Source organism: Streptomyces sp. NPDC020917 (assembly GCF_044333795.1).
GTDB lineage: Bacteria > Actinomycetota > Actinomycetes > Streptomycetales > Streptomycetaceae > Actinacidiphila.
The window spans coordinates 300,353-314,662 of sequence record NZ_JBIRRR010000005.1; the positions used below are offsets into that span (position 1 = coordinate 300,353).

The following is a 14,310-nucleotide window of genomic DNA, read 5'->3' on the forward strand; positions in this document are numbered from 1 at the left end:
CACCGTCCTTGACAGGGGCGGTGGATGCTGATTCTTTAGCCTTACGTCAGACCGAACGGTCGGTCGGCCCGGGGGCGAGCGCGAAGGAGAGCGTGATGAGCGGCGACACGGACCGGCTGCGGCCCGCCGACGGGGTGCCGGACGAACTGCTGGACGCCGCCGAGCGGTTGGACCGCGACGAGCTGCGCGCCCTGCAACTGGAGCGGCTGCGGCGGACCCTGCGGCTGGCCTACGACCACGTCGAGCTGTACCGGCGGAAGTTCGACGCGGCGGGCGTGACCCCGGACGACTGCCGGAGCCTGGACGACCTGGCCCGCTTCCCCTTCACCACCAAGGCGGACCTGCGGGAGGGCTACCCGTTCGGGATGTTCGCGGTGCCCATGTCGCAGGTGCGCCGGCTGCACGCCTCCAGCGGCACCACCGGCCTGCCGACCGTCGTCGGCTACACCGAGCGGGACCTGTCGATGTGGGCCGACGTGGTGGCCCGGTCGATCAGGGCGGCCGGTGGCCGGCCCGGCCACAAGGTCCATGTGGCCTACGGATACGGCCTGTTCACCGGCGGGCTCGGGGCGCACTACGGCGCGGAGCGGGCCGGCTGCACGGTCATCCCGGCCTCGGGCGGCATGACCGCCCGACAGGTGCGGATCATCCAGGACTTCCGGCCCGAGATCATCATGGTCACGCCCTCCTACATGCTCACCCTGCTCGACGAGTTCGAGCGCCAGGGCGTGGACCCGCGCGGCACCTCGCTGCGGGTCGGGATATTCGGCGCCGAGCCGTGGACCGAGCAGATGCGGACCGAGATCGAGGAGCGGTTCGGCATCGACGCCGTCGACATCTACGGGCTGTCGGAGGTGATCGGCCCCGGCGTGGCCCAGGAGTGCGTGGAGACCAAGGACGGCCTGCACATCTGGGAGGACCACTTCCTCCCGGAGGTCGTCGACCCGCTGACCGACGAGGTCATGCCGGAGGGCGGGAGCGGGGAGCTGGTCTTCACCTCCCTGACGAAGGAGGCGATGCCGGTGATCCGGTACCGCACCCGCGATCTGACCCGGCTGCTGCCCGGCACCGCCCGGCCGGCGTTCCGGCGGATGGAGAAGGTGACCGGGCGCAGCGACGACATGATCATCCTGCGCGGGGTGAACGTCTTCCCGACCCAGATCGAGGAGATCGTGCTGCGCACGCCGGACGTGGCGCCGCACTTCCGGATCGAGCTGACCCGGCGCGGCCGGCTGGACCACATGGCGGTGGCGGCGGAGGCCAGGGGCGACGCGGGCCCGGAGCGGCGCACGGCCGCCGCGGCGGCCATCGCCCAGGGCATCAAGGACGGGATCGGGGTGACGGCCGAGGTCAGCGTGGTCGATCCCGAGACGCTGGAGCGCTCGGTCGGCAAGATCCAGCGGGTGAAGGACCTGCGGCCGCGCGACTGACCGCGGCCGCCCGGCGGCGGGCCCCCGCGGGCCCGGCGCTGGTGCGCACCCGTCAGTCGATATCGACGGGGCCGTCGGAGGACGTGCCGTTGCGCGGGGCGCCGCCGCGCGGGTCCTTGCTGCCGACGTAGCCGCGCAGGGCGACGGTGCCTGAGGTGCCGCCGCCGTCGGAGCCGTCCTCGCCGTTGAGGTTCTTGCGGACCGAGTCCAGGATCGTCAGGCCCTGGCTGACCAGGCCCGCGGCGATCTCGCTGAGGCCGTCGGCGCCGTTGAGCACGTTGACGTTCGCGCCGGACAGGCCCGCGGACGCCTCCTTGACGATCTGCGGCAGCTGGTCGATCAGCATCCGGTCCAGGGCGACGCGGTCGTGCGAGGCGGCCGCGGCGGCCTGGATGCGCATCCGCTCGGCCTCGGCCACGGCCAGCACCCGGATCCGCTCGGCCTCGGCCTCGGCCGGCTTGACGATCTCGGCGACCAGTTGCTGCTGGCGCAGCTCGGCGGCCCGCAGCGCCAGTTCGGTCTGCGCGGCGAGCACCTCCTGCTGGGCGTGCGCCTGGGCGAGCGGGCCGGCCTGGGCGGCCTGCGCCTGCACCCGGTCGACCTCGGCGTTGTACTCGGCCTGCACGACCGCGGTCTGCCGGGCGTACTCGGCCTGGTTGCGGGCGGCGGCCTGCTGCGCCTCCACGGCCGCCTGGGTGGCCTGCGCCTGGGCGATCTGCGCCTGCCGCTGGATCGCGGCCTTGTGCGGGGCGGACATCGCGTCGATGTAGCCGGTGTCGCCGTCGTCGATCGACTGGATCTGCAGCGAGTCGACGATCAGGCCGATCTTGGCCATCTCCGACTTGGAGGTCTCCAGCACCTCGGTGGCCAGCTTCTGCCGCTCGGTGACGATCTCCTCGACGGTCATCGAGCCGATGATGGACCGCAGGTGGCCCGCGAAGATCCGGCCGGTGAGGATCGACATCTGGTCCTGGTCGGACAGGAACCGCTGGCCGGCGTTGACGATGCTCTCGTGGTCGTTGCCGACCTTGAACGCGATGACCGCCTTGACGGTCAGCGAGATGCCCTGCCGGGTCACGCACCTCTCGGAGACCTCGGCCTCGCACATGGCCAGCGTCAGGAAGCGGGTCTTGCGGAAGACCGGCAGCACGAAGGTGCCGTGGCCGGTGACGACGCGGAACGGCGAGCCCCCCAGACCCCGTCGGCCGCCCGAGATGAGCATGGCCTCGTCTGGTGCGGGAACGCGATATCCGAACATCCTTCGTCTCCTTCTCGAACGCGGCTCAGCCGGCCGGCGCTTCCAGTGGATCGAGCCATTCGATGACGTCCACCTGGCGAGTGCCGCGGGACTCCACCACCAGCACCGTCGCCCCCGTCGGCAGCGGCGCGTCGGACCAGGCCAGGAACGCCTCGGTACCGCCTCTGACGCTCACCAGCACCTCGCCGGGACCGTCGGGGCCGCGGGTACCGATCAGCAGCCGTCCGCTGCAGCCGATCACGGCGTCGTCCCGTGCCATCAACGGCAGCCCCTCGTCCTCGTGGAACCTCGAATCTCCGACCTCGACCATCCTCCCACCTGGGGTGGCCCCCCGGAGTCCGGTCGTCGCTACCCAATACGCGTGCCGGGGCCTCCCGGTTCCGTCCGCGGCGGTACCGTCCGTTCCATGATCCCGGCGCGCCGGGCGGGGGCCTGTCATGTCAGGGTTGTGGCAGGAGACGGGACTGGTAGGAGGCTGGATGTTCCGGGGGTTCACAGCGCCCTTGTCGGGGCGGACCGAGCGCGAGGGTCCGTCCCCCACGTCGCCGTGGGCGTTCATCCGCACGGAGACCGGCAGCGCCGCCGTACTGCTCGCGGCGACGCTGGTCGCGCTGGCGTGGGTGAACATCTGGCCGGACGGCTACGCCTCGGCGTGGGCCACCCGCATGTCGGTGCAGGTGGGCGGGCACGGCGTGGACATGGACCTGCGGGAGTGGGTGAACAGCGGTCTGATGACGCTGTTCTTCCTGGTCGTGGGCCTGGAGGCGCGGCGCGAGTTCGACATGGGCGAGCTGCGCGACCGGCGCCGGATCCCGCTGCCGATGCTGGCCGGGATCAGCGGCATGGTGGTGCCGGTGCTGCTGTACCTGGCGCTGAACGCGGGCCACTCCACCGCGCACGGCTGGGGCGCCGCGATGTCCACCGACACCGCCTTCGCGCTGGGCATGCTGGCGCTGCTCGGCTCGCGCTTCCCGCGCCGGCTGCACACCTTCATCCTGACCGTCGCGGTCGTGGACGACCTGGTGGCGCTCGTGGTGATCGCCGTGGCGTACAGCGACCACATCTCCTGGACGCCGCTGGCGGTCGGGCTCGGCGCGCTGCTGCTGGTGGGCGTGGCGCGCGCGGCCGGGTTGCGCCGCAGCGCGGTGTACGCGGTGCTGGGCGTGACCGCCTGGGTGGCATTCGTCCATTCCGGCGTGGACCCGGTCGTCGTCGGCCTGATGGTGGGGCTGATGGCCTACGCGTATCCGGCCCCGCGGGACGCGCTGGAGCGGGCCAGCGGGCTGTTCCGGTCGTTCCGGGAGCAGCCGACGGCCGAACTGGAGCGCGAGGCGCGGCAGGGCATCGCCTCCGCCCTGTCCCCCAACGACCGGCTGCAGCGGATCTGGCACCCGTGGAGCAGCTACGTCATCGTCCCGCTGTTCGCGCTCGCCAACGCCGGTATCCAGCTCAACGGCTCGGTGCTGGCGGCCGCCTTCACCTCGCGGGTGACGCTGGGCATCCTGCTCGCGTACGGGGTCGGCAAGCCGCTGGCGATCGTCTCCTCGTCGGCGCTGGCGACCCGGCTGAGCGGGGGCCGGATGAGGCCGCCGGTCGGCTGGGGGGCGGTGCTGGGCGGCGGCACCATCGCCGGGATCGGCTTCACCGTCTCGCTGCTGATCGCCACCCTCGCCTTCCACGGGCCGCAACTGGAGCAGGCGAAGATCGGCGTGCTGAGCGCCGTGGTGCTGGCCATGGTGGACACCACGCTGGTCGCGCTGGTCATCGAGCGGCTGCCGAAGGCGCGCCGGGCGAAGGCGCTGCTGGGAACGGCGCAGTCGGTGGTGGACCTGACCGACCCGGTCGACCCGGACTGCGACCACGTGCGCGGCCCGATGGACGCGCCGGTGACGATCGTGGAGTACGGCGACTTCGAGTGCCCGTACTGCGGGCAGGCCGAGAGCGTGGTGCGCGAACTGCTCGCCGACTTCGGCGACGTGCGCTACGTGTGGCGGCATCTGCCGCTGAACGACGTGCACCCGCACGCGGAGATGGCCGCCGAGGCCGCGGAGGCCGCCGCGGCGCAGGGACGGTTCTGGGCGATGCGGGACCTGCTCTTCGAGCACCAGGACGCGCTGACGGTCAAGGACCTGGTGCGCCATGCCGAGGAGATCGGGCTGGACGTGGACGCCTTCCGCGAGGCGCTGCGCGGCCGCAAGGGCGCCGCGCGGGTGGCGCGGGACGTGGATTCCGCGGACGGCAGCGGGGTGTCCGGCACGCCGACGTTCTTCGTCAACGGCCGCCGCCACCACGGCGCTTACGACATCGAGAGCCTGTCGCGGGCGGTCATCGCCGCCCGCGACCGGGCCCTGCTGGTGGACGGTGACGTCTGACGGCGGATGCCCGCCGGCGTCTCACGGCTCGTCGTCGGGCCGTACGACGGTGGGCAGCCCCGGGTCCTGGTGGCCGCCACTGGCCATCATCCGCACGTCGCCCTCGGGGCTGATCTCGGCGCGGACGATCCCGGAGTCGTCCTCGTAGATGGGGTAGCCGCCCGCTCCGGCCCTTTCGGTGCGGTGCACGACGATGGTGTCGGCATCGGAAGCGGGCGCGTGGAAGACGAGCTCGTAGTGTTCCGGATAGTCCATGGATGCCTCCCGACCAGGTCGTGAGGGGCCGTGCGCCCCTCCACCCGTCTCGCGGCCTCACCCATCATCCCCCGCACCCCCGGCGGACGCACATCCCCGTCACCGACAGTGACCGGACCTCGACGTGCGGGCGTCAGCCGAGCAGTCCTGCCCGGTAGGCGGCGGCGACCGCGGCCGCGCGGTCCCGCACGCCGAGCTTGCCGTACAGGTGCAGCAGATGGGTCTTGACGGTCGCCTCGCTGATGAACAGGCGCTTGGCGGCCTCCTTGTTGGTGGTGCCGGCGGCCACCAGGCGCAGCACCTCCAGCTCGCGGTCGGTCAGCAGTCCGGACGCGGCGGGCGCCGGTGCGCGGACGTGGCCGAGCAGCTTCTGCGCGACGGAGGGGGCCAGCACGGCCTGGCCGAGGTGCGCGGCCCGCACGGCGCGGACCAACTCGTCGCGCGGCGCGTCCTTGAGCAGGTAGCCGGTCGCGCCGGCCTCCACCGCGGGCAGCACGTCGGCGTCGCTGTCGTACGTGGTGAGGACCAGGACCCGGATGCCGGGGGCGCGTTCGCGCAGCAGCCGGATCGCCTCGACGCCGCCCATCCGCGGCATGCGCAGGTCCATCAGCACCACGTCGACGCCGAGCGCGACGGCCCGGTCGACCGCCTCGGCGCCGTCCGCGGCCTCTCCGGCGACGGTGAAGTCGGGGTCGCCGTCGAAGACTCCGCGCAGGCCGTCGCGGACCACGGGGTGGTCGTCGGCCAGGAGCAGTGAGATGGTCACACGCCATCATCCCCGACGGGTGCGGGCGGCGTCAGCGGCAGGGCGGGCACGCTGGCGCTGACGGCGGTGCCGTCGCCCGGCGCGCTCTCGATGGCGAGCGTCCCGCCGACCTGCCGGAGCCGGTGCCGCATCGCGGTGAGGCCGTAGCTCTGGCCCGTGCCGGGGCCGCCGCCGGCCTCCGCGTCGAAGCCGGCGCCGTCGTCGAGGACGTCGAGCAGCACGACGTCGTGGGTGTAGGAGAGGGTCAGCCCGGCCCGGGAGGCGCGGGCGTGCTTGGCGATGTTGGCCAGCCCCTCCTGGGCGGTACGGAACAGCGTGACCTCCAGGGCCGGGGACAGCGGCACCGGCGTGCCGGTCACCTCGACGCGGACCTTCACCCCGGAGGTCTGCGACCAGCGTTCCGCCAGGTCGCCGAGGGCGTCGGGCAGATGAGCCGCCTCGTCCAGCGGGCCGGGGCGCAGGGCCTGCACGGAGCGGCGGGCCTCGGCGAGGCCCTCGCGGGCCAGCCGCTGGGCCAGCGCCCGGTGCCGGGCGCGGCGCAGGGGGTCGGCGTCGAAGCGCTCGGCGGCCTCGAGCTGGGTCACGATGCCGGTCAGGCCCTGGGCGATGGTGTCGTGGATCTCCCCCGCCATGCGCTGCCGCTCGTCGAGCACGCCGGCCTCGCGGGCCTGGGTGACCAACTGGGCGTGCAGTCCGGCGTTCTCCTCCATGGTCTCGCGCAACCGCCGGTTGGCGTCGGCGAGTTGGTCGATCATGCGGGCGCGCTGCCGGTTGCGGGTGTCCTCCTCGATGCTCTGGTGGGTGATGACGCCGGCGATCAGCACGTTCACCGCGACCAGCCCCAGGTAGACCCAGACGGTCCCGCCGTGCAGGTTGGCGATCCCGCCGACCTGCGTGGTGGCCATCAGCGCGGCGTTGACCGCGACCGCCGGCGGCCGCAGCGCCCGCGGCAGTACGGCGACCTGCATGTAACCGGTGAAGCCGAAGAACCCGAAGAACGGGGTGAGCGCCAGCAGCAGCGCGATGAGGACGGTCAGCCCGGCGTAGAACACCACGGCCCGCACCCGCCGTTCGGCGGGGACCGGGTAGTCGACGCCCATCGTGCGCAGCCAGACGGCGGTGGCCGCCGACAGGCCGACGGCGGCCGCGAGGAAGGGCGCGCTGCGCGGACCGAGGGAGACGGCCAGGACCAGGGAGACGGCCAGCCCCCCGTAGGGCAGGTAGTGCTGCAGCAGATGGCGCCGGTCTCCGGCGCCGGCCAGTGCGTCGTCGGTCACCGTCCCATCATTCCCAACGGAAGAGGCGGGCGGCGACCAGGCTGCCGACGACGGTGTACCCGGCCAGCACCGCCAGGTGCTCCCCGAGCGCGCCGTGTCCCGCCCAGGCGGCCATCACCGCGCCGAACGGCACGAACTCGCCGATCCGCTGGAGGGAGTGCGGCAGTTCCGCGAGGGGCACGTACAGGCCGCTGAAGAAGAAGTTGAGCACCATCAGCGGGACGCCCATCCCGCTCGCGGCGGCCGAGGTGCGGGCGACGGCGGCGGCGATCAGGCCGAGGGCGAGCACCGCGGTGGTGCCCAGCACGAACGCGGCGCACACCGCCGCCGGGTCGGCCGGCGCGGCGACGTGGAAGGCCAGCCCGCCGATCGCGACCACCAGCCCGACGCCCACGGCGGTGATCGCGGCCATGACGGCGAGCAGCGCGCCGAGCATCCCGGCGGCCGGCACGGGGGTGACGGACAGCCGTCGCAGCACGTCCTTCTCGCGGTAGCCGGCCATGGTCAGCGGCAGTGCGGTGCAGGCCAGGAAGAGCGGCACCATGGCGGCCAGCGTCGGGACGTACACGTCGATGACGCGCTTGCCGTCGAGGGCCTTCTGGGCCGTGCCGAACGACGGGATGCAGCCGAACACCACCACCATGGCGACGGGCAGGGCCAGCCAGATCAGCGCGGCCGGGGCGCGCAGCAGCAGCCTGGCCTGGGTGACGGTGAGGGTACGGAAGCCCTGCGGGGTCATGCGCAGGGAGGGCAGGGCGAAGGCGGACATCTCAAGGTCCTCTCGGAGGTCGGGCCGGGTTCAGGATCGGATCGGGAGCGCGGGGCGGGCGCGCTGCGCGAGCACCCTCCAGCGGCGGCGGTCGAACGCGCGCGAGAGCGGCGTCAGGCGGGCCGGCCCCGGCCCGTCAGAGCGATGAACGCGTCGTCGAGGGTGGCCTGTTCGACGCGCAGGTCGGCGGCGATGACGTGGCGGCGGGCCAGCAGCGACGTGACGGCCTGCACGAGGTTGCCGGTGCCGGTCACCTCGAGCCGGCTGCCGTGCCGCGTCACACCCGTGACCTCGGGCAGGGCGCGCAGCAGTTCCTCGTCGAGCGGCTCCGACGGCCGGAACGCCATGCGCTGGGTCTGCCCGGCCCGCCGTGCCAGGCCCGCGGGGGTGTCGACGGCGACCACCCGGCCGGAGTCGATGAGCGCGACCCGGTCGCAGAGCCGCTCGGCCTCCTCCATGAAGTGGGTGACCAGGAGCACGGTGACGCCCGCGTCCCGGATCTGCTCGACCAGGTCCCAGGAGGTGCGGCGGGCGTGCGGGTCGAGGCCGGTGGTCAGCTCGTCGAGGATGACGGCCCGGGGGCTGCCGATCAGCGCCAGGGCGATGGCCAGGCGCTGCTTCTGGCCGCCGGACAGCTTGCGGTACCGGCAGCCGGCCTTGGCGGCGAGCCCGAGGCGGTCCATCAGCTCCGCGGTGCCGGCGGGCCGCTCGTAGAACGACGCGAAGAGCGCGAGCGCCTCGCGCACGGTGAGGTTGTCGGGCAGCCCGCTCTCCTGCAACTGGACGCCCAGCACCTGCCGGAGCGCGTCCCGCTCGGTCGCCGGGTCGTGCCCGAGCACCGTCAGGCGCCCGCGGTCGGCGTGCCGCAGCCCGGACAGGCATTCCACCGTGGTGGTCTTGCCGGCGCCGTTGGGCCCGAGGACCCCGAAGATCTCGCCCTCCTCGACCGCGAACGACACGTCGTCGACGGCGACGGTGCCGCCGTAGCGCTTGTGGAGGTTCGCGACCTCGATGACCGCCATGCCCGGTGCCCCTTCCGTGAGCCTGCGGCGCCCGTCCGCCGTCCTGGCCTCAGACTCCCGCGCGGGGCGGGGCGGGCGGATCGACCGGCGGGCTGCGAGCCGCGCCGGTGCGGTGGATCCGCCGCATCCACCGATCGGTGGATGCGGGTGGACGGGGCGGGCGGACTCCCGGGCGCCGCGCCCCGGTTCACGCCGGGCGGTTCGCGCGGGTCCGGCCGGTCGGCGGGGGTCAGGGAAGGGCGCGCAGCCAGGCCGCGGCCCGGGCGGGCGTCCCGGCGACCGGCACGCCCGCGGGGGGCGGTGGGCGCCGCACGACCAGCACGGGGATCCCGAGGTCGCGCGCCGCGGCGAGCTTGCCGGCGGTCGCGTCGCCGCCGCTGTCCTTGGTCACCAGCACGTCGATGCGGTGGGCGCGCATCAGCCGCAGCTCGTCCTCGGCCGTGAAGGGGCCGCGGGCCAGGACCAGTCGGTGGTCGCGCGGCAGCGGCGGGTCGGGCGACTCCACCGAGCGGATCAGGCAGAACAGGCCGGTGGCGGCGAAGACCGCCAGGTCCTGCCGGCCGACGGTGAGGAACGCGCGGGTCCCCAGGTCCGGCAGCGCGGCGGCGGCCCCGGTGAGGGTGTCCGCGGGGTGCCAGTCGTCGCCGCTGCCGGCACACCAGCCCGGCCGGCGCACGGCGAGCAGCGGGATGCCGGTGGCGGCGGCCGCGTCGGCGGCGTGGCGGCTGACGGCCGCGGCGAACGGGTGCGTCGCGTCGACGAGGGCGCCGATCCGTTCGGCGCGCAGCCACTCCGCGAGGCCGGCGGCTCCGCCGAAACCGCCGGTGCGGGTGCGTGCCGCGGCCCGGCGCGGCGCGGCCGTGCGGCCGGCGAGGGAGAGCGTGATGTCGAACGCGGCCTCGCCGTCGAGCAGTTCGGCCAGCGTCCGGGCCTCGGCGGTGCCGCCCAGGATGAGCACCCGCCGCACCCCTCCGCGCGCCGCGGCCCGCCCGGCGCTCTTCGGGTCGCCGCCCTCCCGGTCCACGGTCCGGCCGCTCAGTCCCGGGTCGCGGGACGGCGCAGCAGGTAGGTGTCCATGATCCAGCCCTTGCGGGCCCTGGCCTCCTCCCGCACCCGGGCGATGTGCTCGGCGAGCGGGGCGTCCAGCGGCCCGGAGAGCAGGATCTCGTCCGGCGTGCCGAGATAGGCGCCCCAGTAGATGTGCAGGCCCTGCCCGGCCAGCGCGGCGAACGCCCGGCGGGCGTCGAGCATCACCACGACGTCGTCGGCGCCGGGCGGCAGCCCTTCCTCGGCCAGCCGGCGCCCGGTGGTGATCCGCACGGGCCGGCCGACCTGGTTCAGGCCGGTGCGGTGCCGCGCGGCGAGGGTCGAGACGCTGCTCACGCCGGGGATCACGTTCCAGGTGAACTCCGCGGTGCCGCGGGCGTGGACCTCCTCCAGGCTGCCCAGGGTGCTGTCGTACAGGGCCGGGTCGCCCCACACCAGGAACGCGCCGCACTGGCCGTCGCCGAGTTCGTCGAGGATGAGGCGCTCGAAGACGTCCGCGCGGCGGCGCCGCCAGTCGCCGACGGCCGGGGCGTAGCCGGGGGTGGCCGCGGTCCGGTCGCGTTCGGGGTCGCGGGCGGTGACCACGCGGTGCGGCTGCCGCGCGTGCTCGGCGAGGATCTGCCGGCGCAGGGCCACGAGTTCGTCCTTCTCCTCGCCCTTGTCGAGGAGGAAGAAGGCGTCGGCCGCGCCGATCGCGCGCACCGCCTGGAGGGTCAGCTGGTCCGGGTCGCCAGCGCCGATTCCGATGACCTGGATCGTTCGCACGCTCGGGAGTCTGGCACAGCCGTGCGCCCCCGCCGCACTCCCCTGCCCCCGCCCGGTCCGCCCCCGTTCCCGACCGGGCCGCGCATGCGAGCAGGTCGGCCGGGGTAGTCAGGACTCGGACCCCCTTATTGCAATCGACTTGCAACTAGTAATGTGACGCGTGAACGCCCGCGACTGCCGCGACGACGGAGGACGACAGCATGACCACCACCCTCGGGGACCAGGCCGCCGACGGCACGCGCCGCCGCCTTGGCCTGGCGATGTCACGCGCCGAGTGGACGCGGCTGGGCGGCATGGCGGCGTTCATCGTCGCCCTGCACGTGATCGGCTGGTTCACCCTGGTCGCGATCGTCGCCCCCGAGCACTACAGCGTCGGCACCAAGTCCTTCGGTATCGGGATCGGCGTGACCGCGTACACGCTCGGCATGCGGCACGCCTTCGACGCCGACCACATCGCGGCCATCGACAACACCACCCGCAAGCTGATGGGCGAGGGCAAGCGGCCGCTGTCGGTCGGTTTCTGGTTCTCGCTCGGGCACTCCAGCATCGTCTTCGCGCTGGCCTTCCTGCTCTCCCTCGGGGTGCGGGCGCTGGCGCACCCGGTCCAGGACGACGGCTCCCAGCTGCACAACGTCACCGGCTGGATCGGCACGACGGTCTCCGGCGCCTTCCTCTACCTGATCGCCTTCCTCAACCTGATGATCCTGGCCGGGATCTGGAAGGTGTTCCGGCGGATGCGCCACGGCGACTTCGACGAGGCAGCGCTGGAGGAGCAGCTGGACAACCGCGGCTTCATGAACCGGCTGCTGGGCCGCGTGATGAAGTCGATCACCAAGCCCTGGCAGATGTACCCGCTGGGCCTGCTGTTCGGGCTGGGCTTCGACACCGCGACGGAGATCGCGCTGCTGGTGCTGGCCGGTTCGGGTGCCGCCTCGGGCCTGCCCTGGTACGCGATCCTGTGCCTGCCGGTGCTGTTCGCCGCCGGGATGTGCCTGCTGGACACCATCGACGGCTCGTTCATGAACTTCGCCTACCAGTGGGCGTTCTCCAAGCCTGTCCGCAAGGTCTACTACAACCTGACGATCACCGGCCTGTCGGTGGCCGTCGCCCTGCTCATCGGCACGGTCGAGCTGCTCGGCCTGATCTCCGACAAGGCCGGCCTGCACGGGGCGTTCTGGGACTGGATCGGCGGCCTGGACCTGAACATCGTGGGGTACGTGATCGTGGGCCTGTTCTTCGCCACCTGGGCGATCGCCCTGGCGGTGTGGAAGTTCGGCAACATCGAGGAGAAGTGGTCGGCCGGTCTGCGGCCCGCCGAACAGAAGGCGGACTGACCCGGACGTGGTGACGGGGCCCGCCCGGCTGCCGGGCGGGCCCCTTCCGGTACGCGGCCGCTCGCCGCACCTTCGTCCCCGCGGGCGGTCAGGGCGCCTTGCGCCCCGTCACGACCGTCGCGCCGCGCTCGTCGTCGTACGCGACCTCCGCGTCGAGCCGGCCGCCGCGCACGATGCCGGCCGCCTCCTGCGCCTGCCGCTCGCTGACCTCGAACAGCAGGCCGCCGCCCGGCGCCAGCCACTGCCGGGCCCCGTCCACCACCCGGCGGAGCACGTCGAGGCCGTCCGCGCCGCCGTCCAGCGCCATCAGCGCCTCGTGCTCGCGCGCCTCAACCGGCAGCAGCGGCACCTCGGCGGTGGGCACGTAGGGGACGTTGGCGGCGAGCACGCCGATCCGGCCGCGCAGCCGCCCGGGCAGCGCCGCGAACAGGTCGCCCTGGTGGACCGTGCCGCCGGCGGGCAGCACGTTGCGCCGCGCGCACCGCGTCGCGGCCGGGTCCAGGTCGGCGGCGTGCAGTTCCGGCCCCTCCAGGTGCGCGGCCAGCGCGACGCCGATCGCGCCGGAACCGCAGCACAGGTCCACCACCACCAGGGGTCCCGGCCCGACCTGCGCCCTGCCCAGGGCGATGCCGCGCTCGACGAGGAACTCCGTGCGGCGCCGGGGCACGAACACGCCCTCGTCCACCGCGATCCGCAAGCTCATGAACGCGGCCCAGCCGACGACCTGTTCGAGCGGCAGCCCGGCGACCCGCCGCCCGACCTTCGCGGTGAGGTCGGCGGGGCCGCTCGCGGCGGCCATCAGCAACTCCGCCTCATCCTCGGCGAACACGCAGCCGGCCGCCCTGAGGACGGCGGCCACCTCGTCGGGCGACGGCGCTCCGGAAAGCTCGGGCCGCGGGCCGGCCTGCGGCCGGCTTGCGGACTGCGGTTGCGCGTGCGGGTGTTGGGAGGTGATGTCCGGCATGAGGGGCCATGGAGCCTTTCGGGTGCGGCGGGCGGGGAGCGTCCCGCGCGTGAGGCTACCCGAGGCCCCGCGGCCCTGGCCGACCGGTGATCGCCGTACGGATCCGGCGTGCGGCGTGGCGCTGCCGGGTCAGGCATGGTGCTGCCGGGTCAGTAGCGCTGGGCCTGGGCGACCCGCGGGAACAGCGGCTTGTCCACGTCCTTGAGGCTGAACGCGACGGGCGTGGCCTTCTTGCCCGCCGCCACGTCCTTCGCCCCGACCACTGTGGTGTCGATGACCTTGCCGGACGAGTCGGCGAACTCGACCTTCACCGCGAAGGACGCGGTCGAGCTCGTGTGGTTGGTGATCGTCACGACGGTGGCGTGCAGGCCGCCGGTCTCTGTCAGGGGCACGCCGGTCAGTTGCACGTCCTGCCCGGCGTTGCCGGGTCCGGAGACCTTGGCGAGCTCGGCCTTCGCCGCCGCCTGGTCGCCGCTCAGCTGCGCCCCCACGGACGCCGCGAAGCTGGACGCGGCGGCGCCCGCGGACGCGGCGGCCGAGGTCGCGGCCGAGGAGGCGGCGGCCTTGGCCGACTCGGCGAGCGAGGCGAGGCTGGACGGCAGGTCGCCGGCCAGGGCCATCGAGTTCGGCGCGGAGGCGGGAGTGGTGTTCCCGCTGGAGCTGCTGCCCGAGCTGCCGCACGCGGTGAGCCCGGCGAAGCCGGCGGCCGCGCAGGTGACGAGGACCGCGGCGGTCACGGAGCGCAGCCGCCTGCGGGGGCCGGGGTGCAGGGACGAAGGGCTCACGGTGGGCCTCCAGGTTCGGCGGACCCTCCCACGCTCGCGCCGGTGGCCGCGGTGCGCAGCCCCAGCGGGCCGACCGGGTGACTCCCGGTACTCCGCCGGACCGTGAAGCCGCAGGTGGCGGGGTGTTGCGGCTGCGGAAGTCGGCGCGGTGCGCTATCCAGGAGTGGACAGAGCGACCTCCGCCGCGGGCCGCGCGGCCGTGCGTGACGGTCTCGTCCGCGGTCGCCTCCGCGGCTGCCGCAGCCGTCGCCGGAAAGGTGTCCCCC

Annotated in this window: 14 protein-coding genes; 3 read left to right on the forward strand and 11 right to left on the reverse strand. The window is 73.9% G+C overall.

The window, feature by feature from the left end; genetic code table 11:
• Positions 1 to 95 precede the first annotated feature (95 nt).
• Positions 96 to 1,430, forward strand: a complete 1,335-nt coding sequence (gene paaK / locus ACH4TG_RS13575; RefSeq protein ID WP_398242388.1) for a phenylacetate--CoA ligase PaaK — start codon at positions 96 to 98, stop codon at positions 1,428 to 1,430.
• Positions 1,431 to 1,482: 52 nt separating this feature from the next.
• Here paaK and ACH4TG_RS13580 read toward each other — a convergent pair whose 3' ends face one another.
• Together ACH4TG_RS13580 and ACH4TG_RS13585 are read right to left on the reverse strand one after the other, a co-directional pair.
• Complete coding sequence (locus tag ACH4TG_RS13580) at positions 1,483 to 2,688, reverse strand: SPFH domain-containing protein (protein ID WP_398242389.1); 1,206 nt, start codon at positions 2,686 to 2,688, stop codon at positions 1,483 to 1,485.
• A gap of 25 nt (positions 2,689 to 2,713) precedes the next feature.
• The gene (locus ACH4TG_RS13585) at positions 2,714 to 2,947 is read right to left on the reverse strand and encodes a hypothetical protein (RefSeq protein ID WP_398242605.1); all 234 of its coding nucleotides are present in this window, start codon (positions 2,945 to 2,947) and stop codon (positions 2,714 to 2,716) included.
• Positions 2,948 to 3,167: 220 nt separating this feature from the next.
• On the opposite strand from ACH4TG_RS13585, the gene nhaA reads away from it, so the two are divergent.
• Positions 3,168 to 5,060 (forward strand): Na+/H+ antiporter NhaA, encoded by a 1,893-nt coding sequence (gene nhaA / locus ACH4TG_RS13590; RefSeq protein WP_398242390.1) that lies wholly within the window; start codon positions 3,168 to 3,170, stop codon positions 5,058 to 5,060.
• A gap of 21 nt (positions 5,061 to 5,081) precedes the next feature.
• Here nhaA and ACH4TG_RS13595 read toward each other — a convergent pair whose 3' ends face one another.
• From ACH4TG_RS13595 to cobF, 7 genes are all read right to left on the reverse strand, one after another.
• Entirely contained in the window at positions 5,082 to 5,315 is a 234-nt protein-coding gene (locus tag ACH4TG_RS13595; protein WP_398242391.1) for a DUF6296 family protein, read from the reverse strand.
• Positions 5,316 to 5,448: 133 nt separating this feature from the next.
• Positions 5,449 to 6,081: a response regulator gene (locus ACH4TG_RS13600; RefSeq protein ID WP_398242392.1), complete on the reverse strand. Its 633-nt coding sequence runs from the start codon at positions 6,079 to 6,081 to the stop codon at positions 5,449 to 5,451.
• Positions 6,078 to 7,358 (reverse strand): sensor histidine kinase, encoded by a 1,281-nt coding sequence (locus ACH4TG_RS13605; protein ID WP_398242393.1) that lies wholly within the window; start codon positions 7,356 to 7,358, stop codon positions 6,078 to 6,080. Before ACH4TG_RS13605 ends, ACH4TG_RS13600 begins: the two co-directional genes overlap by 4 nt.
• A 7-nt stretch (positions 7,359 to 7,365) precedes the next feature.
• On the reverse strand, positions 7,366 to 8,127 hold the full coding sequence (locus ACH4TG_RS13610; RefSeq protein ID WP_398242394.1) for an ABC transporter permease: 762 nt from the start codon (positions 8,125 to 8,127) through the stop codon (positions 7,366 to 7,368).
• A 113-nt stretch (positions 8,128 to 8,240) separates the two neighbouring features.
• Positions 8,241 to 9,149 (reverse strand): ABC transporter ATP-binding protein, encoded by a 909-nt coding sequence (locus ACH4TG_RS13615; RefSeq protein WP_398242395.1) that lies wholly within the window; start codon positions 9,147 to 9,149, stop codon positions 8,241 to 8,243.
• A 229-nt stretch (positions 9,150 to 9,378) separates the two neighbouring features.
• Positions 9,379 to 10,116: a cobalt-precorrin-6A reductase gene (locus tag ACH4TG_RS13620; RefSeq protein ID WP_398242606.1), complete on the reverse strand. Its 738-nt coding sequence runs from the start codon at positions 10,114 to 10,116 to the stop codon at positions 9,379 to 9,381.
• 68 nt (positions 10,117 to 10,184) lie between these two features.
• Entirely contained in the window at positions 10,185 to 10,961 is a 777-nt protein-coding gene (cobF, locus tag ACH4TG_RS13625; protein ID WP_398242396.1) for a precorrin-6A synthase (deacetylating), read from the reverse strand.
• Positions 10,962 to 11,221: 260 nt separating this feature from the next.
• Between cobF and ACH4TG_RS13630 the strand changes: the two genes are divergently transcribed.
• Positions 11,222 to 12,295: a HoxN/HupN/NixA family nickel/cobalt transporter gene (locus ACH4TG_RS13630; RefSeq protein WP_398242607.1), complete on the forward strand. Its 1,074-nt coding sequence runs from the start codon at positions 11,222 to 11,224 to the stop codon at positions 12,293 to 12,295.
• Between the two features lie 88 nt (positions 12,296 to 12,383).
• Here the strand turns inward: ACH4TG_RS13630 and ACH4TG_RS13635 are convergent, their stop codons facing one another.
• Together ACH4TG_RS13635 and ACH4TG_RS13640 are read right to left on the reverse strand one after the other, a co-directional pair.
• Positions 12,384 to 13,259, reverse strand: a complete 876-nt coding sequence (locus ACH4TG_RS13635) for a putative protein N(5)-glutamine methyltransferase (RefSeq protein WP_398242397.1) — start codon at positions 13,257 to 13,259, stop codon at positions 12,384 to 12,386.
• 149 nt (positions 13,260 to 13,408) lie between these two features.
• Positions 13,409 to 14,044, reverse strand: a complete 636-nt coding sequence (locus ACH4TG_RS13640) for a hypothetical protein (RefSeq protein ID WP_398242398.1) — start codon at positions 14,042 to 14,044, stop codon at positions 13,409 to 13,411.
• Positions 14,045 to 14,310 lie beyond the last annotated feature (266 nt).

What these genes read in the sequence shown, in the direction of transcription:
- paaK (WP_398242388.1), top strand. Translation starts at nt 96, where the DNA reads ATGAGCGGCGACACGGACCGGCTGCGGCCCGCCGACGGGGTGCCGGAC.
- ACH4TG_RS13585 (WP_398242605.1), bottom strand. Translation starts at nt 2,947, where the DNA reads ATGGCACGGGACGACGCCGTGATCGGCTGCAGCGGACGGCTGCTGATC.
- ACH4TG_RS13610 (WP_398242394.1), bottom strand. Translation starts at nt 8,127, where the DNA reads ATGTCCGCCTTCGCCCTGCCCTCCCTGCGCATGACCCCGCAGGGCTTC.
- ACH4TG_RS13615 (WP_398242395.1), bottom strand. Translation starts at nt 9,149, where the DNA reads ATGGCGGTCATCGAGGTCGCGAACCTCCACAAGCGCTACGGCGGCACC.
- ACH4TG_RS13630 (WP_398242607.1), top strand. Translation starts at nt 11,222, where the DNA reads ATGTCACGCGCCGAGTGGACGCGGCTGGGCGGCATGGCGGCGTTCATC.
- ACH4TG_RS13635 (WP_398242397.1), bottom strand. Translation starts at nt 13,259, where the DNA reads ATGCCGGACATCACCTCCCAACACCCGCACGCGCAACCGCAGTCCGCA.
- ACH4TG_RS13595 (WP_398242391.1), bottom strand. Translation starts at nt 5,315, where the DNA reads ATGGACTATCCGGAACACTACGAGCTCGTCTTCCACGCGCCCGCTTCC.
- nhaA (WP_398242390.1), top strand. Translation starts at nt 3,168, where the DNA reads ATGTTCCGGGGGTTCACAGCGCCCTTGTCGGGGCGGACCGAGCGCGAG.
- ACH4TG_RS13580 (WP_398242389.1), bottom strand. Translation starts at nt 2,688, where the DNA reads ATGTTCGGATATCGCGTTCCCGCACCAGACGAGGCCATGCTCATCTCG.